This window comes from uncultured Martelella sp. (assembly GCF_963677965.2).
Classification (GTDB): Bacteria; Pseudomonadota; Alphaproteobacteria; order Rhizobiales; family Rhizobiaceae; genus Martelella; species Martelella mangrovi.
In genome coordinates this window covers 418,118-440,203 of sequence record NZ_CAXXFM010000001.1, presented here as the reverse complement: position 1 = coordinate 440,203, position 22,086 = coordinate 418,118, and the positions used below count along the sequence as shown (strand labels likewise).

Genomic DNA, 22,086 nt, shown 5'->3' with positions numbered 1-22,086 from the left:
CTTTGGAAACATGATTGCGGGTCAGGTGATGAGGTGTTTTTGAAGAAAGGCGGAAACGGCGGAGAAAACCTGTATCCGGTTGGCCGTGCGGGAAAAGCCGTGGCCTTCGTGGTCGATGCGTAGATATTCCACCGGCCGGTCGTGTCCCTTGAGCACGGAATAGACCTGTTCGCTCTGTTCGATCGGGACGCGCGGATCGCAGTTTGCGTGGACCAGCAGAAGAGGCGCGTTGATCCGCTCAATCCGCGTCATCGGGGAAATGTCGGCCAGCAGGGCGGCATCCTCGACCGGATCGCCATATTCCGCCGCGCGCAGCTGCATCCGCCACGGACCGGTGGTCATCATCAAGGTGGTGAAATTGGAGATACCGTAAAAATCGATCCCGCAGCGCCAGGCCTGCGGCGCTTCGGTCATGGCGGCCAACACCATGAAGCCACCATAGCTCTGGCCCATGACACCGATGCGCGACGCATCCACATCCGGGCGGGCGGCAATGGCATCGCGCAGCGCCAGAAGGTCGCGCACGCTGTCCATGCGCTTCTCGCGGTCGTCCATCTGGTGGTAGCGGCGGCCATAGCCGGTGGAGCCGCGCACATTCGGCGCAATCACCATGATCCCCTGTTTCAGATAATATTGCAGGTCTGCCCGGAACTGCGCCTTCCACTGGTTTTCGGGGCCGCCATGGACCATGAACAGAACCGGCCATCCGCCGGCCGGTGGCGCCTGGTTCGGCGTGTAGCGAAAATACGGGACGGACAGCCCGTCGAAACTGGCAAGGCGTTCGACAACCGGTTCTGTAAAGTCATAGTCGCCGGTCGCGCTGTCCGGTTCGGCTAGCCGGGTAAACTGCCCGCTCTCCAGCGCCAGACGCCAGTTATCCGACGGAAAGGCGGGGCCTGCCAGCGAAAACAGGAGCGCCGTATCACCTTCGGTGAATTTCAGGCCCCCGATCTGCCCAGTGCCGGGCGCGCCGAAGTGGCGTATTGAACCATCTGCGAGAGTGATGAGTTCTATGCGGTCAATGCCCTCATGGTTGACGGTGCAGGCCAGTGTCGTCTTGTCGGAAGAAAGTGCGGCAATATCGACATCAACGCCATCCGGCGCGAAAACGGGGGATAGTGCCGCAGTCTTGAAATCGGCGATGCAGGGGCGGAGAAAGTCATTGTCCTGATCCGTCAGGATCACCGTCCTTTGCGCGTCATCATCGAGGAATTTGACAGAGAGATAGCGGGCGCGACCTGCATGCGGCAGGGCCGGTGTCACGGCGAGGGTCGCAAGATCGACCCAGACCAGATCCTGATCGCTCATCGACCGGCGAGAATCGTTGACCAGCAGGCGTTTGCCGTCCGGGCTGAAGGCAACCGGTTCCGCATAGCCGTGGTTTTCCATGACGATGCGGCTTTTGCCGGTGGCGATATCCATGACGTGGATATCCATTTTCGCCGCATTCCGCCCGTTACATCCATAGGCAATCGAGGCGCCATCGGGCGACCAGCAGCCCCATGCGTGGACGCGACCCGGCGCGTGGGTCAACGCAATGGGCTCTCCTTCGGCATTTTTCAGCAGAAACAGCCGAAAGCGTTCGTCCATGCCGCAATCGGTCACGAAAAGCAGGTCCCGGCCCTTGGGCGAAAACGCCATCGAGACGACCCGCTCGTCCAGATCAGTCACCTGCCGCGCCGGTCCGGTAGGGCGCCCGTTTTCGGCCGGCATCAGCCAGATTTGGGCAATGCCGGTTTCATTGGAGAGAAAGGCGATCAGCGACCCGTCGGTGGAAACGGCCGGGGCGGATTTTTCCGGTATCGATAAAAGGGCTGATATTGAGGGAGATGTCATGATCGGTCTCTGCTTCCAGCGAACATCGCAAGGGGATGATGGAAATTAGAAACCGTATCGGACGTGAATTCCAACGATCAGTCGGAATGGTTTAAGTCATTTCGGGCATAGACTGTATTCGGCAAGGCGCGCTGCCATCATTCATGCAGCGCGCCTTGCCGTTTTTTTATGAGAACGCGGCAATATCGCCGACAACGCGCACGCGCACGCGCCGCGCACCGCCCGGCAGATAGGCGATCGGAATGTCTTCGGTGTCGATCACGTTCACGCTTTCGGCCTTTGCGCCGGCGGCAACGGCGCGGTCACGCGCCAGGCGTTCGGCTTCGGCGAGGGCTTCGTCGCGACTCATCTCGGAAAACACCTGGTCGACTTCGCCGGAAACCTGCGCCATGGCCGCGCCGAGCGCGTTGGCAACGCCGGCGTGTTCAACCTTGACCACCTCGCTGATGCCCTTGATCTTTTCCGGGATCAGGAAAGCGCCGCCACCGACGGCGATCAGCTTGACGCCTTCGGATGAAGTCTTCATCCGGTCGATGCCGTCTTCGACCATGCGTGCGATGCGGGCGAGCATGTCGGAGACGAAAGCCTGGTCCAGATGGCGCACGCGGTCACGGTCGCCGATATCGGCAAGCCCGGCGGCCACCGCAATATCGGTCGTCGTCAGCGTGTCGCCGCCGAAGACCAGCGCCTTTTCGGTAATCCTGTAGCCGACCGAACGCGGGCCGATGGTTCTGGTTTCGGGGTCGATGATGGTGCCGCCGCCAAGCGCCAGCGGCAGAAGATCGGGCATGCGGAACAGTGTGCGCACGCCGCCGACGGCGACGACATTGTTGGCCTCGCGCGGGAACCCGCCGACAAGGCAGCCGATGTCGCTGGTGGTGCCGCCGACATCGACAACCATGGCCTCGCTCAGCCCGGTCAGGCTGGCCGCGCCGCGCATGGAATTCGTCGGCCCCGAGGCAAAGCTGTAGACCGGGTTGGCGGCGGCCACTTCCGCCAGCACCACGGTTCCATCGTTCTGGGTGAGGTAGAAGGGCGCATGAATGCCGGCCTGCCTGAGTGCCGCGCCGAAAGCGTCGATCGTATACTGTCCGAGGTTCTGCAAAGCGGCATTCAGCAGCGTGACATTTTCGCGCTCGAGAAGTCCGATACGGCCGAGCGTGCTGGAAAGGGTGATCCGCGCTTCAGGAATGACGGAGCGGACGATTTCGGCGGCCTCATGCTCGCAGGCATCGGTCAGCGGCGAGAACAGTGCGGTAATGCCGATGGCGGTGATACCGGCATCGCGTATCTTCATCGCGGCTTCGCGGACTGCGACAGTATCGAGCGGCACAAGTTCGCGCCCGTCATATTCATGGCCGCCTTCGACCATGAAGGAAAGCGCGTCGACCTCGTTTCGAAGATCCGCCGGCCAGTCGATCATCGCCGGAAGCGAAGCGCCTGCGGGCAGCGCGATGCGGATCGCGCCGACGCGTTCCAGCCGCGCGCGTTCGACAACGGCATTGGTGAAATGGGTGGTGCCGATCATGACCGCGTCAACCGGCGTGGCCGTTGCGGTCTCGTCGGCCATCACCTTGCCGATTGCCTGAACGACGCCCTGCATGACATCGGCCGTCGTCGGAAGCTTGACTGCGGCAAGAACCTTATCGCCATCCAGCAGAACGGCATCCGTATTGGTGCCGCCAACGTCAATACCTATACGTTTCATTATGCAAAAACCGATTTGTAATCAATGTCATATCCGAAGGCGCGCGGGCCGACATGGGCAATGCCCTTCGCTGTCGTCAGCACATCCGGCGCGGGCAGGGCAACGGCGGTCACGCGCTGGCCGTAGCGAACGGTTTCCGTGCCGATGGCCTCGCCGGAGACGCTGTCGAGCAGGCAGATCAGGTCCGGTGTCATTGCCACCGGCGCGCCATTGCGGAAGGCAACGGCCCATTCGTTCTGGAACGCCAGTTCGAGCGTCGCGCCGTTATCGTCGTCGAGGCCGCCGATCGTCGCCATGCCGCGCAGAAAGCCGCCCGTCGTGGTCCTGTCGATATCGGTCACCTTGCCGCGAAACAGAACCTTGCCGCCCTCGTGGCCGACAACGGCTGCCACCGGATCGGAGTGTGCCGCGCGGGCATCCTGCACGGCTCGCCCGAGCGCAATCGCCTTGGTGACGGTGTGAAGCACGCCCCAGTCCTTGACCTCGCGGCCGGTGCGCGGCGCCTTGCAGGTCGCCGAAGTCGAGCCGACTTCGGTGCAGATCTGGCGTGAAATCCGTTCCATCCATTTCCAGGATGCTGCCTTTGCAACGATCGCCTCGTTGTCGCGGCAGTCGACCAAGGTCAGCGGATACATCGGCAGATCGCCGATCGCAAAACTGGTCATCTGTGCTTCCGGATAGGCGCGGCCCATGGCATCGGCATCCAGCACCGGTATGTCGAGCATCGCGCCCGCAAGGAAGGGCGACAGCGCATTGCCTCCGCCGATCTCGACGCTCATGATGGCGCGGAATTTCCGGCCCGTATAGTCTTCCATCAGGCGCACGGCGCGGGCCAGATGGGCGGGATCCACCAGCCGTTCCTGGCCGACGAGCGGCGCGCCCATCTTGGAAACCACGGCAACCGCATCGTCGTCATCGAGGGCCAGCGGGTCGAGAAGCCGGCACCGTTTGCCGTCGCTGTAAAGTTTCTTGAGATTGAGTTGGGCCAGATAGGGGCTTCCGCCACCACCGGTTCCCAGAATCCAGGCGCCGGTCGCCAGAGCATCGATCTCTGCCTCTTCAAATTCACGGATCATTCTTACCTCCGAAGATTGGACAGGAGCCTAACTTCTGAGTAGTTTTGCAGCTATAGGGGATTGCACCTAGAAATGCAGTGCCTTTTTATTAGGCATTTAGCTGGCGGTTTCACCGCCTTTTCTGATACGGAATTCATACTTGCAGATTTCAGACGATCCAGATCGGCACCTTTCGCCCGGCGGCACGGAAAGACCGCGCCAGATCATGTTTGTCAGCGTCGGCCAGTCGCCGCGCACGGAACTGGTCGACAGCGTAATGCGCGATGTCGGCATGCCTGTCGAGGCGCACGAAATCGGCGCGCTGGATGGGCTGGATGAAGAGGCTATCGACGATCTCAGGCCGTTGCCGGGCGAGGCGAGGATCATCACCGTGCTGCGCAATGGCGAGAGCATCGTCTTGTCGAAACCGCGTATTGCCGACCGCATGTCAAGGATTGTCGCGAATTTGCCTTCCGGCGCATACGATCTTGTGGTGATCCTGACCACCGGTCTTTTCCGGGATTTCCAGAGCTCGTGCCCGACGGTCAATACCCAACGTGTCATGGAGGCGACGGTCATGTCGCTGGCATTTCGGGGGGATGCAATCGGCCTTATCCAGCCGCTGGAAGATCAGGTGGACGAGCTGGATATTCCGGCGCTCGGCCTGTTCCAGATCACGGCCACGCATGCACAGAACGCCAACCGCGCGTCTCTGGCCAGCGCGCTTCTCGACCTTGCCGAATGCGAGATCATCGTTCTCAATTCCGTCAGCTTCGATGAGGAAGACCGCCAGACGGTTGCCAAGGCCAGCGGCAAGCCGGTCATCCTTGCCCGCCGGCTGGTGGCCGGCGCCATCCGGCTGCTGCTAGGCCGTCCCTATCCGCCGCCACAGCCGGGCGCGTCGCAGGATTTCACGGACAAGCTGATGCGCCTGACCCCGCGGGAAAAACAGGTTCTTTCCCTGGTCGCCGAAGGACTTTCCAACAAGGCCGTTGCCCGCCAGCTTGGCATTAGCCCGAAGACCGTCGAAATTCACCGCGCCAATGTGATGAACAAGATGGAAGTCAGTTCCGTCGGCGCGCTGATCCGGCTTGTGGTTTCTTCCGGTCAGTTCTGATCCGTTCGGCGGTTTGGCTGATTTTTAGGCGTGTCTTTTCATGAAATGCCTGTTTTTGCGGCGGGTTTGCCCGGCAGGAAAAACGCCGGTTTAGGGGCTATTCCTGATAGAAGTGCGCGCGTCCCTGACGCTAGGCTGTTTTCATTCATGTATAAAACAGCTTGCGGAATAAAGCCTTGAAAACCTCGCGCCTCGCTTTCGTCACCATCGGTCAGACACCGCGGATCGACCTTGTGCCTGAGATGGTTTCCGAAATCGTCGCCGGCCGTGAGGGCAACCCGCCCGAGATCGTCGAATTCGGCGTTCTGGATGGGCTTTCCGGCGCTGATCTCGATGCGCTGCGGGCAGAACCCGGCGAACACTCCTTTGCAACGCGGCTTGCCGATGGTAGCGAAATCGTCACCTCCAAAGACCGCACGGAAGAACGGCTGAACCAGCTTTTGCAGGACATCGACAGCAAGGGTTTCGACCTGATCGTGCTGTTGTGCACCGGCACGAAAATCGAGCCGTTGGCGCACACGCTTGTGGTCGAAGCCCAGCGCATCGTCGATTCCACCGTGGAAGCGCTGGCGCAGTCAGCGCGCAATCTCGGCGTCATTCTGCCGCTGGAGCGGCAGGTTGCCGATTTTGCCGAGCGGCATGTTTTCTCCCGTAAGGCAAAGGCTGTGGCGGCCTCGCCCTATGCTGGAGACGATATGGCCGCACGGGCCGCCGCGCTTGCGGATTGCGACCTGATTGTCATGCATTGCATGGGCTATTCGGCCGCCATGCTGGAGGCGGTCCGCACATCGGTCGGTGCGCCGGTGCTGCTGTCGCGTCGGCTTGTGGCCGGTGTGGTCCGCCAGATGGTCTGATCTTTCAACCAAGTAACGATAAAGAGGGAATGAAATGAAGAGACGCAGTTTATTCCAGGGCCTGGCTCTGGGCTTTTTCGCAGCTTCGGTCATGGGCACCGTGCTTCCGGCTGCCCCCGCCGCAGCTTTCGAGCGCACCGATGATGGCGAGATCATCGTTTTCGGCGGTCGGCAGGCCATTCCGGTGCTCGACCCGCATGTGCGTTACGACTGGTCGACGCGCATGATCCAGCAGGGCGTCTACGATGCGCTGGTCAAATATGAGGGCGATCCGGCCGAAGTGAAGCCGTGGCTGGCCGAAAGCTGGGACATCAGCGACGATGGCAGCACCTGGACCTTTCACCTCGCCGAAGGCGTGACATTCCACAATGGCGATCCGGTGACGGCGGAAGCCGTGCGCTATTCCTTCGTGCGCGGCCTTGAGCTGAACAAGGGCGTGGCCTGGATGCTCAAGGATTTTCTGAAGCCGGAAGGCATCAAGGTTGTCGACGACTACACGGTCGAGTTCAACCTCGAAAAACCCTATTCGCCGTTCCTGTCCTTCCTGCCCTGGTGGTATGTGGTCAACCCGGCACAGGTGGAAGCCAATATCGTTGACGACGATTACGGGCAGAAGTGGCTGACCGACCACGAAGCCGGCTCCGGTCCGTTCACGCTTGGCCGCTGGGAGCCGAATGTCCTTTATGAAGTCGAAGCCGTCGACGACTACTGGAAGGGCTGGCCGCAGGGCGACAGCCATCCCGCCGGCGTCATTTACCGGATCATCCGCGAACCGGCTGCCCAGAAGGCGGCGCTGCAGCGCGGCGAGGTCGATATTGTCGAAGGTCTGACCTCCGACGATTATGTCCAGATCGCCAATGCACCGGGCATCGCGATCGAAAACCACAAGGGCATGACCACGTTCGGCATCAAGTTCAACAACCAGAAGGGTCCGACCGCCGACATCAACTTGCGCAAGGCGATTGCCTATGCAATGGACTACGATGCGCTGGTCCAGATCTACAACGGTGCGGCAACGCTTGAAACGAGCCCGCTGCCGGGCGCAATGAAGGGCCATGTCGACGTGGCCGGCATTCCGCGTCAGGATATCGAAAAGGCGAAGGAATATCTGGCCAAGTCCGATTATCCCGATGGCGGCATCACGCTCGACTATGTGCATGTTGCCGGTCTGGAAGAGGCGCGACGGATCGGACTCGTTCTGCTGGACAATCTCAAGGCGCTCAATATCGACGTCAACATCCGTCCGGAACAGTGGCCGAACATGGTAGCCGCCGGCGCCTCGATCGACACCACGCCCGACATGACGTCGATCTATGCGACGCCGATCTCGACCGACCCGGATTCGGTGGCCTACATGTATCACCGCGACAGCTGGGACAAGTATTACGGCATTGCCCATTACGACAATCCCGAGGTCTGGGCGATGATCGACGAGGCCCGTGCGGAAACCGACTGGGACAAGCGCGCCGATCTCTATGCCGAAATCCAGACGCAGATTGTGGCCGATCAGCCGGAAGTTTTCGGCATGCTGCAGAACCGTCGCTGGGCGCGGCGTGACTATCTTGAAGGCTTTACCTTCAGCCCTGTCCGCTTTACCGGCGAAGTCGACCTTTATCCGCTGTGGATCAAGACCGAATAAGCCTGACCTTCAATCCGCCCCGGCCGGGTTCGCCCGACCGGGGCACCACCCATGCGGACGACAATGCTTTCATTTCTGCTGCGCAAGCTCCTGACGATTATCGGCACCATGATCGGTATCGCGGTGCTGACTTTCGTGATCACCAATATCGCGCCCGGCGATCCGGCGCGGCTGGTGGCCGGCCCCAATGCCACGCCGGACATGGTCGAGACCATCCGTGTGGAAAACGGGCTCGACAAGCCGATTGCCGAACAGTTCGTGATCTATATGGGCAATCTGGCGCGCGGCGATCTCGGTACGTCGATCGTCACCACCCGCCCGGTGCTGGATGAACTGCTGCGCTATGCGCCTGCAACCATCGAGCTTGTTCTGGTTGCCATGTCGCTCGGTGTTCTCGTCGGTGTCCCGCTCGGCATGCTGTCCGCCGTCTACAAGGATACGCCCTTCGACCATGCGGTGCGGATTTTCTCGATTTCCGGCGTGGCGTTGCCGGCCTTCTGGTTCGGCATTCTGCTGCAGCTTCTGTTTGCCGTCGATCTCGGTCTGCTTCCGGTCTCCGGCCGGCTGCCGCTGGTCACCCGTCCGCCCGACACTGTGACCGGGCTTCTGCTCATCGACAGCTTGATCCAGGGCCAGTTTACGACCTTCGGCAAGGCTGTTTCGCACATCATTCTGCCGGCGGTGGTGTTGTCCTTCCCCTGTCTCGCATCGATCCTCAGGGTCAACCGCGCCGAGATGATCGAAGTGCTGCAATCCGACTATATTGTCGCCGCCCGTGCGCATGGCATTGCCCGGACGCGGGTGATTATCGTTTACGCGCTGAAGAATGCCCTGTTGCCGACCCTTGCGATGATCGGGCTGCGTTTCGGCTGGATGCTGGGGTCGACGGTTCTGGTCGAAACCGTGTTCGACTGGCCGGGCATTGGCCTTTATGCCGTGTCATCGGCGCTTTCATCCGATTTCAAACCCGTCATCGGCGTCACCCTCGTGATCGGGTTCTTCTTCATCGTCACCAATATGCTCGTTGATCTGGCCTATGTCTGGATCGATCCGCGCCTGAGGAAAGCCCGATGAGCGATCTGCCAAGCGAAGTGCCGCAAACCCTTTCGTTCCGCGAGCGTCATGCCAGCACCATTCGTCAGTGGCGGCTTTATGCGTTCATGTTCCGCAAGAGCTTTTCCTCGATGCTGGGGCTGTTTCTTGTTGCCCTGTTTCTGATTCTGGCGGCAATCGGCCCGTGGATCGTGCCCCATCCCGAAGATGCGCTTGGCGCGGTCAATATGGGAGAGCGACTGCTGCCGCCATCCTTCGCCCATCTTTTCGGAACCGACGAAATGGGGGCCGATATCTTTTCCCGGGTGATTGTCGGCACGCGCACATCGCTGTGGATCGGCATCGTGATTACCGGCGTGGCGGCGCTGATCGGTGTGCCGCTCGGCATTATCGCCGGCTATCGCGGCGGGTTTCTCCGCGCCGTCATCATGCGGGTGACGGAGCTTTTTCTGGCCGTGCCGGGGCTGGCGCTTGCGCTCGCTATCGTCGCCGCCCTCGGGCCGGGCATCACCAATTGCGTGGTGGCGCTTTCCCTGGTCTGGTGGCCGGGTTATGTCCGCCTCGTCGAGGCCAAGACGCTGGCGGTCAAGGAAGAGCTTTTCATCGAATCTGCGCGCTCCATCGGGGCGAAAACGCCCTGGCTGCTCTGGCACCACATCCTGCCGAACTGCCTGTCGCCGATCATCGTCAAGATGAGCATGGATATGGGCATGGCCATTCTGGCCGCAGCCTCGCTCGGCTTTATCGGCCTCGGTGCGCCGCCGCCGGCGCCGGAATGGGGCTCGATGATTTCGATTGCGCGCAGCTATATGCCGGACTGGTGGTGGTATTCCTTCTTCCCCGGCATGGCGATTTTCCTGACCGTTCTGGGGTTCAACCTGCTTGGCGACGGTCTCCGCGACATTCTCGATCCCAGGAGCCGTGAACGATGACCGATCTGCTTTCCATTCGCGACTTCTCGCTCGATATCGATACCTTCGATGGCGTCATTCCGGTTCTGAAGAACATCAATCTTTCGGTTGAGCGCGGCCAGACACTCGGTATCGTCGGCGAAAGCGGCTCGGGAAAGACGGTGCTGGTGCGTTCGGTCATGGGCATCGGCCCGCGCCAGTCACGGCGCACCGGCGGTTCCATCACTTTCGACGGGACCGAACTGACCGGACTTTCCGACAAGGCCTGGGCCGGGATCCGCGGCATCCGCATTTCGATGATCTTTCAGGATCCGATGACCTATCTGAACCCGCTCTTCACCATCGCCACGCAGGTCGGCGATGTGGTGGCGGCGCACCGCCGGGCGGCGGGCGAGCCCGTGCCGCCGCGCAAGGCACGGCTGGCGCGCGTGGTCGAACTGCTGGATCAGGTCGGCATTCACGAGCCCGCGCGGGTGGCCGGGCAATATCCGCATGAATTGTCCGGCGGCATGCGTCAGCGCGTGCTGATTGCCATGGCGTTGGCCGGCAAGCCCGACCTGCTGATTGCCGATGAGCCGACAACCGCGCTCGACGTGACGGTTCAGGCACAGGTGCTGGACCTGATCGGCAGCCTGGTCAGGAAGCTCAACCTGACCGTGGTGATGATCAGCCACGATATTGGCGCGATTGCCGCCGTGGCGGAGCGTTGTGCGGTGATGTACAAGGGCGAGATCGTGGAGCAGGGGCTGACGGTGGATATTCTGCGCAATCCCCAGCAGGACTATACGCGGCGTCTTCTCGCCGCCGTTCCCGATATCGACCGGGCGCCGCCCGAACGGGCCGGCGACCGGCCGGAGCGAACCGATCACGCGCCGCTTGTCGAGGTCAACGGGCTCGAAAAAACATATTCGGTCGGCGCGACCGGCACCATGAAAGCCGTCGACAATGTCAGCTTCCGGATTGAAAAGGGCGATGTGCTGGGTGTCGTCGGCGAAAGCGGGTCCGGCAAATCAACGCTGGCGCGGATGGTCCTCAGGCTGATCGAGCCGAGTGCCGGCGATGTGATCTTCGACGGCGTCAACCTGTCGGGGCTGACGGCGGAGGCGCTGCGGCGCAAGCGGCAGGACATGCAGCTTGTGTTCCAGAACCCGCATTCCGCTCTCGATGGCCGCCACACGATCGGCGACGCCATTGCCGAACCGCTGCGCCTGCAGACAAGGATTGGCCGTCGCGAGATCGAGCGCCGTGTGGAAACGCTTCTCGATATCGTGCAATTGCCGAAACTGTTCAAATATCGCTATCCGCACGAACTGTCCGGCGGACAGAAGCAGCGTGTCTGTATTGCCCGGGCGGTGGCGCTCAATCCGAAGCTGCTGGTGCTCGACGAGCCGACATCGGCGCTTGATGTTTCGGTGCAGGCGCAGGTGCTTGCATTCCTGCGGTCGCTGCGTGACGAACTGGACCTGACCTATGTCTTCATCTCCCATGACCTCGCCGTCATCCGGCAGGTCTGCAACAGGACGCTTGTGATGCAGCGGGGCAGGGTTGTCGAGCAGGGGGAAACAGAGAAGCTGTTTTTGAACCCCGACCACGACTATACGCGCGCGCTCATCGAAAGCGGACGGCGGACATCGCCTGCGGCGCTGCAAGGGCGAATGTGAGGCGCGTCCGGCGTCTTCGGTGCTGACGGCGTTCGCGCTCCGGTGACGGGGCGGGGCCGCGATGCAGGATGCGCAGGCCCCGGCTTTTGCGGTTGGGCGGTTATTGCTGCTTCTTCAGCGCATCGCGGATTTCGAGGAGAACATCCAGCTCGCTTGGTCCGGGCGGCGGGGCTTCTGCCGCCTTGATCTCTTCCTGCTTCTTGGCCTTGCGTTCAGCGGCTGCACGCACCCGGTTGATGGTCTTGACCAGCATGAAGACCACGAAGGCGATGATCATGAAATTGATGACGGAGGTGATGAACGCGCCATAGGCAAAAATCGCCGCGCTTGAGTCGCGCGCGTCGGCAAGGCTCGCGCCGGCAGGCACCGTGCCGTTCATCACGAAATACATGTCCGAAAAATCGATGCCGCCGACGATCAGGCCGATGATCGGGTCGATAATGTCGGCAACCAGCGAGCGGACAATGGCGGTGAATGCCGCGCCCACGATGATGCCAACGGCCATGTCCACGACATTGCCCCTGGCGATGAAATCCCTGAATTCCTTCAGCATGGTCCCTCTGTCTCTCCTGCTGGCGCGATATTTCAACGCAATGACTGACGGAATGACGTTAGGCGAATGCGACCATGGGTTCCAGACGCTACGGTGCAAAAACGATGCTGATGGTAAAAATGGCGCTGGCGGACGCGCTATTCCACAGGCTCTTCAGCCTCGGCGGGTTCCCACCCGCGGGCTGTCAGGTGTTCCTGCGGCTGAAAGCGCTTCTTGTAGTCCATCTTCTGCGAGCCTTTGACCCAGTAGCCGAGATAGACATAGGGAAGGCCAAGCCTTTGCGCCCGGGTCACATGGTCGATGATCATGTAGCTGCCGAGTGAACGCTTCACATAGGCCGGGTTGAAGAAGGAATAGACCATCGAAAGCCCGTCGGAGAGAACATCGGACAGAGCGACGGCAACGAGTTCGCCTTCTTCGTCCGCACGGCCGGTCGAGGCCCGATATTCGAATATCCGGGTTTCCACATGGGTTTCCTCCACCATCACGGCATAATCGTCGATGGTCATGTCGGCCATGCCGCCGCGCTGGTGGCGGCTGTCGAGATAGGTGCGAAACAGGTCGTATTGTTCGGCTGTGGCAATGGCCTGCCGCTCGCTCGACACGAGATCGCCGTTGCGGGTGAGGATGCGTCGCAAGGAACGCGGCTTTTCAAATTCCTCGGCCACGATCCTGACGGAGACGCAGGCGCGGCAGTTTTCGCAGGCCGGGCGGTAGGCGATGTTCTGAGAACGCCGGAACCCGCCTTGCGTCAGAAGGTCGTTCATCTCGTTGGCGCGCGGGCCGACGAGATGCGTAAACACCTTGCGCTCGCGCTCGGCCTCCAGATAGGGGCACTGCGCCGGAGCGGTCAGATAAAACTGTGGCGACTGAGTGGCTTGCGTATTCATGGCCAGCACAACATGCTTCGGGTTCCTGTCCCTAGCATGGCGCAATCGAACAAAAGGTCAACCGTGCTGGCGGCGATCTTGTTGCAACAATGTTCCTGTTTCAGATCGTTTCTTCGCGCACGACAACGGCGCCGATCAGGAAATCATGCAGCAGGCGCTTGCGGTCGGTGAAAATGCCGACCAGCAGAACCAGCGGCGTCAGGACGGAGTTGAACAGCCAGAACAGCGCCAGATGCACGGCGGCGGTCAGAAAATCCATCCGCAGGCCATCGGTGCGCACCACCTTCAGCCCCATTGTCCGCATGCCCGGAGAGGCCTGGGCCGGGCCGCCCATGGTCATGCCGAAATAGCACACGGCGACGATGAAATAGAGCGCCGGATAGAGCAGGAAGGCGAGGCCCAGTGTTGCAATGCCGACGAAGAACAGCACAACCGCTGCCGGCACCCACAGGATGGCGATGATGAGGTAATCGACCAGAAACGCCAGAACCCGGCGCGACAGCACACCGGAATAGGCAGGGCTGCCGGCATTCGGCGCGGCATAAGGCATGTCTCGTTCAATGCTCATCGGTTTGGCTCGCTCGTTTCATCGGGCAGCACCGTTGCGCTGCCTCTCCAGACCCCAATGTGGGACAGCGGCTGCCGATTACAACGTTACCGCGCCGTCGCGATCACGATTTTGCCAGCTTTTCCGCCACTTCCATGGCGAAATAGGTGAGAATGCCGTCGCAGCCGGCACGTTTGAACGACAGCAGCGTTTCCATCATCACCCGCTCGCCGTCGATGGCGCCGCGTTCGGCGGCCATGCGGATCATCGCATATTCGCCGGAGACCTGGTAGGCGAACACCGGCAGGCCGAAGGCCTCCTTCATCCGCCAGCAGATATCGAGATAGGGCAGGCCGGGTTTGACCATCAGCATGTCGGCGCCTTCCTCGACGTCGAGCGCGGCGTCACGCAGGGCTTCCGTGCCGTTGGCAGTGTCGATGTAGTAGGTCGCCTTGTCGCCCTTCAGCAGTCCCTTGGTCGAGATCGCCTCGCGGTAGGGGCCGTAAAAGCCCGATGAAAATTTCGTGGCGTAGGACATGATTCCTACGTTCTGAAACCCCGCGGCGTCGAGCCGCTCGCGGATTGCGCCGATGCGGCCATCCATCATTTCAGACGGCGCGATGATGTCGGATCCGGCTTCGGCCTGACGCACCGCCGCCTCGCAGACGTGATCGACCGTTTCGTCGTTGACGATCTCGTCGCCGACGAGAATACCGTCATGACCATGGCTGGTGAACGGATCGAGGGCGACATCGGTAATGACGCCGATACCGGGGGCTGCCTTCTTGACGGCGCGGGTTGCCTGATTGAGGAGATTGTCCGGCTTCAGGATCTCCGAGCCGGTCATATCGCGTTTTTCCATCTCGACATTGGGGAAGGTGGCAATCGCCGGAATGCCGAGATCTGCGGCCTTTTTGGCAGCTTCCGCCAGCCGGTCGACGCTCATGCGAGAGACACCGGGCATGGCAGGGATCGGTTCCTCGACGTTTTCGCCCGGAATGACGAAAACCGGCCAGATCAGGTCATCGACGGTCAGGCTGCTTTCGCGGACCATCCTGCGGGTCCAGTCGGCCTTGCGGTTGCGGCGCATGCGGCGGTGGCCGGTGATCCGGTCAACGAGGTGGGTTTTGTCGCTGGCGTCGTTCATCCTGTGCCTCCGGCTTTCTCTGTCGTCTTTGCTGTTTGTCAGGCTTGTAGCATGGCGCCCGCACCGGCAAAACAATCCAATTTGTCACATCGCCGATATCGTCCGGGGGTTGTCAGCCGGCAATTGCCGCGTATAAGGCGATCATGTCTTCAGAGCCGAGCGTTACGCCCAGACCCAGTTTTTCGCAGACCGCTTTTCTCGTCTTCAAGCGGTGCGTTGCCGTGTTTCTGATCGTGCTGGCGCTTTCGAGCTGGGCGGCGCTGATCGGTATCACCGAAGGCGGCGCCGGGCGGTTCGATCTGGTTCATGCCGATGTCCGCGTTGTCGAGGCCATGCTTTCGGTGCTTTATCCGGTTGCCGCGGCCGGGCTCTGGTTCGGTGTTGGCTGGGGCTTTGTGCTCTGGGTGCTTGGCGCCGTCGTGCAGATCGGCGCGCACAGCACCTATCCGCACATATTCGGCGAGGCTGCGGGGGTGTCCGCGCTTCACATTCTGTTGATCGGTCTCTACGTATCCTTCTGGGTTTACCTTACCTTCATTCGTCGGCGCTAGGTGTTGGATAACCATTGGCTGTCCGAGGGTTTGAAAGCCGACAATAATTAGCCATATTGATGTGCAAACGCCTTCGATGGAGAGCGGGGCGCGCTTTGAGCGCCCGAGGGACTGAACGAGATTTGGATTTGATGACAAAAGACCTGAACCCGAAAGCGCATTCCAAAACTGTGTCGCGCCGCCGTTTTATCGCCGGCGCCGCCGGTGTGCTGGCGATGCCGCATCTGGCCTCGGCCCAGTCCGCGGTCGATGCGCTGATCAATACGCCCGGACGCGGCACCTGGGACGACCAGTTCGACGCGGTGACATCGCGCGCCCAGGCCAGCGTCAGCTCCAACCAGCCGATCCTTGGTCCGAACGCGCCGTCCAACCTGATGCAGGCGATTGCCGAATACCAGCGGATCGTCACCAGCGGCGGCTGGCCGCAGGTGCACCCGAATGTGCCGTTGCAGTTCGGCGTCTACGACCCCTCCGTGCAGCAACTGCGCCAGCGGCTGATCGTCTCCGGCGACCTGCCGTCTTCGGCCGGCATTTCCGATTCCTATGATTCCTATGTGCAGGGGGCGGTTCGCCGTTTCCAGGCGCGCCACGGCCTGGCCGAAACCGGCTATATCGATGAGTACACGCTGAAGGCGCTCAATGTCAGCGCCCGGGTGCGGCTGGCGCAGCTTGAGACTAACCTGACCCGTGTGGAAGATACCGGCTCGGATCTCGGTGAGCGCTATGTGCTGGTCAATATTCCGGCAGCCTATGCCGAGGCGGTGGAAAACAATGCCGTTGCGCTGCGCAACGTCGCCATTGTCGGCCGTCCGTCGCGCCAGACGCCGCTGCTGAACTCGAAAATCTTCGAGATCATCTTCAATCCGCCGTGGACCGTGCCGCGCTCGATCATCCAGAAGGATATCATGCCGCTGATGCGCGAGGACCCGAACTATCTGGTGGATAACAAGATCCGGCTCTACGACAACAAGGGCAATGAAGTCGATCCGATGACCATCGACTGGAACGCCGAAAAGGCGCCGAACCTGACCTTCCGTCAGGATCCCGGCCCCAACAGCGCGATGGCCTCGACCAAGATCAACTTCCACAACAAGTATGCCGTCTATATGCACGACACGCCGAGCCAGTCGCTCTTCAATGAGATCGTGCGTTTCGAATCATCCGGCTGTGTGCGGATCGAAAACGTGCGCGACCTCGATGTCTGGCTGCTGAAGAACACGCCCGGCTGGAACCGTCAGAAGATCGAGGAAACAATCCGCGCCGGTATCTCGACACCGGTCAACCTTGCCGATCCGGTGCCGAACCATTTCGTCTACATCACCGCATGGTCTGCCAAGGACGGCGTGGTGCAGTTCCGCGACGATATCTACAATCTCGACGGCGCACCCGAGCTTGCCCTGCAGACGACCAGTGGCATCGAATAGGCAAGGCCTTCGTAATCATGATTGAAAATGCCGCCGGCGGACCATGTTCGCCGGCGGTTTTCGTCTATTGCACGATCATGCAGCGGACGCTAGAACGCTTCCGCCCGCCACAATTGAGGAACCCGCGATGACAAGCCAGACTGTGTTTACTGAAAACTTCTTCAACCGCACGCTTGCCGACACCGATCCGGAGATCTTCGATGCGATCGGCAAGGAGCTGGGCCGCCAGCGCCACGAGATCGAGCTGATCGCTTCGGAAAATATCGTCTCGCGCGCTGTGCTTGAGGCGCAGGGCTCCATCATGACCAACAAATATGCCGAGGGCTATCCGGGCAAGCGCTATTACGGCGGCTGCCAGTTCGTCGACATCGCCGAGGAACTGGCGATCGAGCGCGCCAAGAAGCTGTTCGGCGTCGAGTTCGCCAATGTGCAGCCGAATTCCGGCTCGCAGATGAACCAGGCCGTGTTCCTCGCGCTTCTGCAGCCAGGCGATACCTTCATGGGCCTCGACCTCAACTCGGGTGGTCACCTGACCCATGGCTCGCCGGTCAACATGTCGGGCAAATGGTTCGATGTCGTCTCCTACGGCGTTTCCCGCGAGGACAACCTCATCGATATGGACGAGGTCGCCAAAAAGGCCGAAGAGCACCGTCCGAAGCTGATCATTGCCGGCGGCACGGCCTATTCGCGCGTGTGGGACTGGAAGCGTTTCCGCGAGATCGCTGATTCGGTCGGCGCCTACCTGATGGTCGACATGGCCCATATTGCCGGACTCGTCGCCGGTGGCGCGCATCCTTCGCCGTGCCCGCATGCCCATGTCGTGACCACGACCACCCACAAGTCGCTGCGCGGCCCGCGCGGCGGCATGGTGCTGACCAACGATCCCGACATCGCCAAGAAGATCAATTCCGCCGTGTTCCCCGGCCTTCAGGGCGGTCCGCTGATGCATGTGATCGCCGCCAAGGCCGTGGCCTTCGGCGAGGCGCTGCAGCCCGAATTCAAGGCCTATGCCGAACAGGTGGTGAAGAATTCGCGGGCGCTTGCCGCTTCGCTGATGGAAGGCGGTCTCGACGTCGTTTCCGGTGGCACCGACAACCACTCCATGCTGGTCGATCTCAGGCCGAAGAATGCCACCGGCAAGCGTGCCGAGGCTGCCCTTGGCCGCGCCTATATCACCTGCAACAAGAACGGCATTCCCTTCGATCCGGAAAAGCCTTTCGTCACCTCCGGCGTTCGTCTCGGCGCGCCGGCCGGCACCACCCGCGGCTTCACCGAAGCCGAATTCGGCGAGATCGGCAAGCTGATCGTCGAGGTGCTGGACGGGCTCAAGGAGTCCAATTCCGACGAGGGCAATGCGGCGGTTGAAAAAGCCGTGCGTGAAAAGGTCGTCGCTCTGACCGACCGTTTCCCGATGTATGGCTATATGGGCTGATGCGCTGCCCGTTCTGCAATTCGCCTGACACCCAGGTCAAGGATTCGCGCCCGGCGGAGGACAATACGTCCATCCGCCGCAGGCGTGTCTGTCCCGATTGCGGCGGGCGCTTCACCACGTTCGAGCGCGTGCAGCTGCGCGAGCTCGTCGTGGTCAAGAAGAATGGCCGCAAGGTGCCCTTCGACCGCGACAAGCTGGTGCGTTCCTTCGAGATCGCGCTCAGGAAACGTCCGGTCGAGCGCGAGCGCATCGAACGCGCCGTTTCCGGCATTGTCCGGCGGCTGGAAAGTGCGGGCGAGCCTGAAATCCAGTCCGAAGAAATCGGGCTTCTGGTGCTCGAGGCGCTGAAAAATCTCGACGATGTCGCCTTCGTGCGCTTTGCCTCGGTCTATCGCGATTTCTCGACAACGGAAGATTTCGAGGAAATCATCGCCGAGTTTTCGGCCAAACTTGCGCGCGATTCGGAGACAGGCGAGCTTTGAGCGCAGTGCAATTCTGCCCGTCATAGCCGATCTGAAACAGCAAAACACTTGCAACTGACCCGCAGGCGTGGTTAAGCCGCTCGTAATGACAGGCTGGCGATGTTGCGCGGCCCTTGAAAATGACCGCATCCTTTCGGAATGCGAGGAGACCCATGACGACCGAAAAGACCGCAAACCAGCGGGGTGCAGCGCGCCTTGCCGCCGTTCAGGCGCTCTATCAGATGGATCTGGCAGGCACGGCGCTTGCCGATGTGCTTGCAGAGTATGAGGTCTACCGTCTCGGCAAGGAAATCGATGGTGACGTCTACCTGAAGGCCGATCCCGCCTGGTTCCGCTCGATTGTCACCGGCGTGGTTCGCGATCAGAAGGCGCTCGATCCCAAGATCTCGGATTCGATCTCCGAAGGCTGGACGCTGTCGCGCCTTGATTCCACCTTGCGGGCCATTCTGCGTGCCGGCGTGTTCGAGATCATGAGCAAGCCGGATGTTCCGACTGCCGTCATCGTGACGGAATATGTCGAGATCGCCACGGCTTTCTTCGAGGGCGACGAGGGCAAGCTGGTCAATGCCGTGCTTGACCGTATCGCCCGGCGTGAGCGCGGTCAGCCCGGACAGGCCTGATCCTCCTGCCGACTGCCTGCCCGGCGGGCATTCGGCTCAGGCCGGGACAATGCCGGTTTCCTGCGGTTTTTAAATCGTTTGATTTCTTCGTTTTCTTTGCGTTATCGCAAAGTCTCTCTCCTTAGCAGCGTTCTAATGTGTCCCCGAAGCCCTTGACGCTTCGTTCGCTCCACAGCACTCTCGGATTTCCGCGGGGCGTGTGGAGGGAATGAGGCGCTTGGTGGTTTGAAACGGTGCGGTTTGTTTTGCTGTCATGAGATGGTTTTCCGACAGCTTGCAATGCGCCCGATGAGCAATTTCGGCTGAGCCGGACGGGTGCGAAGAACACTGCTCCGGTTCCAGCCGTAGAGGGAAGGAAAGCGAGAAATGACGATACTGCTTGCCGTGATTGTCTGCGGCCTGTTGTCGATTGTGTACGCCCTTTGGGCGACGCGCTCGGTGATGGTCGCCGATCAGGGAACCCCGCGCATGAAGGAAATCGCGGGCTTCATTCGAGAAGGGGCGCAGGCCTATCTGACGCGCCAGTATACAACGATTGCGATCGTGGGCGTGGTCGTCTTCATTCTGGCCTGGCTGCTGCTCTCCCTGAGTGCTGCAATCGGCTTCGTCATCGGGGCGGTGCTGTCGGGGGCGGCGGGCTTCATCGGCATGCATGTTTCGGTGCGCGCCAATGTCCGCACCGCGCAGGCGGCCTCCTACAGCCTGCCGGCGGGCCTTGATATCGCGTTCAAATCCGGCGCGATCACCGGCATGCTGGTCGCCGGTCTCGCCCTTCTCGGCGTCTCGGTCTATTACTACGTCCTCACCGCTGTCATGGGCCATGCTCCGGCCGATCGCGAAGTCATCGACTCGCTGGTCGCGCTCGGCTTCGGCGCTTCGCTGATTTCGGTGTTCGCGCGTCTGGGCGGCGGCATCTTCACCAAGGGGGCAGACGTCGGCGGCGACCTTGTCGGCAAGGTCGAAGCGGGGATCCCGGAAGACGATCCGCGCAACCCGGCAACGATTGCAGACAATGTTGGCGACAATGTCGGTGACTGCGCCGGCATGGCCGCCGACCTGTTCGAGACCTATGCGGTTTCGGTCGTGGCCACCATGGTGCTCGGCGCCATCTTCTTCGGCGGAACCGCCATCCTGGCGGATGTCATGCTGCTGCCGCTCGCCATTTGCGCGGTCTGCATCCTGACCTCGATCGTCGGCACCTTCTTCGTCAAGCTCGGCGCCAACGGTTCGATCATGGGCGCGCTTTATCGCGGTCTGATCGTGACCGGTATTCTGTCGATCGTGGGCCTCGGCATCGCCACCTGGGCGACGGTCGGCTTCGGTAGTCTCGGCGAGGTTGCCGGTCGCGAAATCACCGGCTGGGCCTTGTTCATCTGCGGTATTGTCGGCCTGATCGTCACCGCGCTGATCGTGGTGATCACCGAATATTATACCGGAACCGGCAAACGTCCGGTGGTTTCGATTGCCCAGGCATCGGTCTCCGGCCACGGCACCAATGTCATCCAGGGCCTTGCCGTTTCGCTTGAGGCGACGGCCCTTCCGGCAATCGTGATCTGCGGCGGCATCATCTCGACCTACCAGCTTGCCGGCCTGTTCGGCACGGGTATCGCGGTTACCGCCATGCTCGGCCTTGCCGGCATGATCGTAGCGCTCGACGCCTTTGGTCCGGTCACCGACAATGCCGGCGGTATTGCCGAAATGGCAGGTCTCGATCCGGACGTGCGCAAATCCACCGATGCGCTGGATGCCGTCGGCAACACAACCAAGGCCGTCACCAAGGGCTATGCCATCGGTTCGGCCGGTCTCGGTGCGCTGGTGCTGTTTGCGGCCTATTCGAACGACCTCTCCTATTTCGCGGCCAATGGCGATCAATATCCCTTTTATGCGAATATGGGCGATATCTCGTTCTCGCTGTCGAACCCCTATGTGGTGGCCGGCCTGATCTTCGGCGGGCTGATCCCCTACCTGTTCGGCGGCATCGCCATGACGGCGGTTGGCCGGGCGGCCAGCGCCGTTGTCAGCGAAGTGCGCCGGCAGTTCAAGGAAAAGCCCGGCATCATGGGCGGCACTGAAAAGCCGGATTATGGCCGCGCGGTCGATATGCTGACCAAGGCTGCGATCCGCGAGATGATCATCCCGTCGCTGCTGCCGGTTCTGGCCCCGCTGGTCGTGTTCTTCGGCGTCTGGCTGATGTCCGGCTCGAAAGCCTCGGCCTTTGCCGCACTCGGCGCTTCGCTTCTCGGCGTGATCGTCAACGGCCTGTTCGTCGCCATCTCGATGACCTCCGGCGGCGGCGCCTGGGACAACGCCAAGAAGAGCTTCGAGGATGGTTTCGTCGATGCTGACGGCGCGACCCACGAAAAGGGCTCGGATGCCCACAAGGCCTCCGTCACCGGCGATACGGTCGGCGATCCCTACAAGGATACGGCCGGTCCTGCCGTGAACCCGGCAATCAAGATCACCAACATCGTGGCATTGCTGCTGCTGGCGGTTCTGGCCTGATCGAAAGACCTTTTCCGGCGGGGACCTCTCCGCCGGAAATTCCAAAAAAAGAAGACCCCGCTGTCGACAGCGGGGTCTTTGCATTTGGTTCTTCGGTGCGCTCT

General features: G+C 61.2%; 19 protein-coding genes. 12 read left to right on the top strand and 7 right to left on the bottom strand.

The features are described from left to right. Nucleotides 1–21 precede the first annotated feature (21 nt). From ACHZCU_RS02320 to ACHZCU_RS02310, 3 genes are all read right to left on the bottom strand, one after another. Nucleotides 22–1,836, bottom strand: a complete 1,815-nt coding sequence (locus tag ACHZCU_RS02320; RefSeq protein ID WP_319517476.1) for a S9 family peptidase — start codon at nucleotides 1,834–1,836, stop codon at nucleotides 22–24. Nucleotides 1,837–2,002: 166 nt separating this feature from the next. Next, on the bottom strand, nucleotides 2,003–3,544 hold the full coding sequence (locus tag ACHZCU_RS02315) for a hydantoinase/oxoprolinase family protein (RefSeq protein ID WP_319517475.1): 1,542 nt from the start codon (nucleotides 3,542–3,544) through the stop codon (nucleotides 2,003–2,005). Beyond that, complete coding sequence (locus ACHZCU_RS02310; protein ID WP_106310599.1) at nucleotides 3,544–4,620, bottom strand: DUF917 domain-containing protein; 1,077 nt, start codon at nucleotides 4,618–4,620, stop codon at nucleotides 3,544–3,546. Before ACHZCU_RS02310 ends, ACHZCU_RS02315 begins: the two co-directional genes overlap by 1 nt. A 139-nt stretch (nucleotides 4,621–4,759) precedes the next feature. Here ACHZCU_RS02310 and ACHZCU_RS02305 point away from each other — a divergent pair, with 139 nt between their 5' ends. The 6 genes from ACHZCU_RS02305 (at nucleotide 4,760) to ACHZCU_RS02280 (ending at nucleotide 11,834) form a co-directional block, all read left to right on the top strand. Further along, a complete protein-coding gene (locus ACHZCU_RS02305) occupies nucleotides 4,760–5,716 on the top strand; it encodes an AroM family protein (protein ID WP_319517474.1) in 957 nt (318 codons plus the stop codon). Between the two features lie 176 nt (nucleotides 5,717–5,892). Further along, on the top strand, nucleotides 5,893–6,570 hold the full coding sequence (locus tag ACHZCU_RS02300) for an AroM family protein (protein WP_319517473.1): 678 nt from the start codon (nucleotides 5,893–5,895) through the stop codon (nucleotides 6,568–6,570). Between the two features lie 34 nt (nucleotides 6,571–6,604). Beyond that, nucleotides 6,605–8,209, top strand: a complete 1,605-nt coding sequence (locus ACHZCU_RS02295; RefSeq protein ID WP_319517472.1) for an ABC transporter substrate-binding protein — start codon at nucleotides 6,605–6,607, stop codon at nucleotides 8,207–8,209. Between the two features lie 63 nt (nucleotides 8,210–8,272). Next, nucleotides 8,273–9,283, top strand: a complete 1,011-nt coding sequence (locus ACHZCU_RS02290; protein WP_319517471.1) for an ABC transporter permease — start codon at nucleotides 8,273–8,275, stop codon at nucleotides 9,281–9,283. Then, complete coding sequence (locus ACHZCU_RS02285) at nucleotides 9,280–10,194, top strand: ABC transporter permease (protein WP_106310614.1); 915 nt, start codon at nucleotides 9,280–9,282, stop codon at nucleotides 10,192–10,194. The genes ACHZCU_RS02290 and ACHZCU_RS02285 overlap by 4 nt, the downstream gene beginning before the upstream one ends. Next, nucleotides 10,191–11,834 (top strand): ABC transporter ATP-binding protein, encoded by a 1,644-nt coding sequence (locus ACHZCU_RS02280; protein ID WP_319517470.1) that lies wholly within the window; start codon nucleotides 10,191–10,193, stop codon nucleotides 11,832–11,834. The genes ACHZCU_RS02285 and ACHZCU_RS02280 overlap by 4 nt, the downstream gene beginning before the upstream one ends. Nucleotides 11,835–11,934: 100 nt before the next feature. Here the strand turns inward: ACHZCU_RS02280 and mscL are convergent, their stop codons facing one another. The 4 genes from mscL to hemB form a co-directional block, all read right to left on the bottom strand. Next, nucleotides 11,935–12,387 carry a large conductance mechanosensitive channel protein MscL gene (gene mscL, locus ACHZCU_RS02275; RefSeq protein WP_106310620.1) on the bottom strand — a complete coding sequence of 151 codons (453 nt, stop codon included), beginning with the start codon at nucleotides 12,385–12,387 and terminating at the stop codon, nucleotides 11,935–11,937. Between the two features lie 137 nt (nucleotides 12,388–12,524). Then, complete coding sequence (locus ACHZCU_RS02270) at nucleotides 12,525–13,277, bottom strand: arginyltransferase (RefSeq protein ID WP_106310623.1); 753 nt, start codon at nucleotides 13,275–13,277, stop codon at nucleotides 12,525–12,527. 100 nt (nucleotides 13,278–13,377) lie between these two features. Beyond that, nucleotides 13,378–13,845 carry an RDD family protein gene (locus ACHZCU_RS02265; RefSeq protein ID WP_106310626.1) on the bottom strand — a complete coding sequence of 156 codons (468 nt, stop codon included), beginning with the start codon at nucleotides 13,843–13,845 and terminating at the stop codon, nucleotides 13,378–13,380. 103 nt (nucleotides 13,846–13,948) lie between these two features. Next, nucleotides 13,949–14,971 carry a porphobilinogen synthase gene (hemB, locus tag ACHZCU_RS02260; RefSeq protein ID WP_319517469.1) on the bottom strand — a complete coding sequence of 341 codons (1,023 nt, stop codon included), beginning with the start codon at nucleotides 14,969–14,971 and terminating at the stop codon, nucleotides 13,949–13,951. 143 nt (nucleotides 14,972–15,114) lie between these two features. Here hemB and ACHZCU_RS02255 point away from each other — a divergent pair, with 143 nt between their 5' ends. The 6 genes from ACHZCU_RS02255 (at nucleotide 15,115) to ACHZCU_RS02230 (ending at nucleotide 21,982) form a co-directional block, all read left to right on the top strand. Further along, nucleotides 15,115–15,522 (top strand): DUF6163 family protein, encoded by a 408-nt coding sequence (locus ACHZCU_RS02255; RefSeq protein ID WP_146132358.1) that lies wholly within the window; start codon nucleotides 15,115–15,117, stop codon nucleotides 15,520–15,522. Nucleotides 15,523–15,665: 143 nt separating this feature from the next. Next, a complete protein-coding gene (locus tag ACHZCU_RS02250; protein WP_106310688.1) occupies nucleotides 15,666–16,946 on the top strand; it encodes a L,D-transpeptidase family protein in 1,281 nt (426 codons plus the stop codon). Between the two features lie 127 nt (nucleotides 16,947–17,073). After that, nucleotides 17,074–18,378 carry a serine hydroxymethyltransferase gene (gene glyA, locus ACHZCU_RS02245; protein ID WP_319517468.1) on the top strand — a complete coding sequence of 435 codons (1,305 nt, stop codon included), beginning with the start codon at nucleotides 17,074–17,076 and terminating at the stop codon, nucleotides 18,376–18,378. Next, nucleotides 18,378–18,860 (top strand): transcriptional regulator NrdR, encoded by a 483-nt coding sequence (nrdR, locus tag ACHZCU_RS02240; protein ID WP_106310632.1) that lies wholly within the window; start codon nucleotides 18,378–18,380, stop codon nucleotides 18,858–18,860. Before glyA ends, nrdR begins: the two co-directional genes overlap by 1 nt. Before the next feature lie 152 nt (nucleotides 18,861–19,012). After that, nucleotides 19,013–19,480 carry a transcription antitermination factor NusB gene (gene nusB / locus ACHZCU_RS02235; protein WP_319517467.1) on the top strand — a complete coding sequence of 156 codons (468 nt, stop codon included), beginning with the start codon at nucleotides 19,013–19,015 and terminating at the stop codon, nucleotides 19,478–19,480. Nucleotides 19,481–19,846: 366 nt separating this feature from the next. Then, nucleotides 19,847–21,982, top strand: a complete 2,136-nt coding sequence (locus ACHZCU_RS02230) for a sodium-translocating pyrophosphatase (protein ID WP_106310636.1) — start codon at nucleotides 19,847–19,849, stop codon at nucleotides 21,980–21,982. The last annotated feature ends 104 nt before the right edge of the window (nucleotides 21,983–22,086 follow it).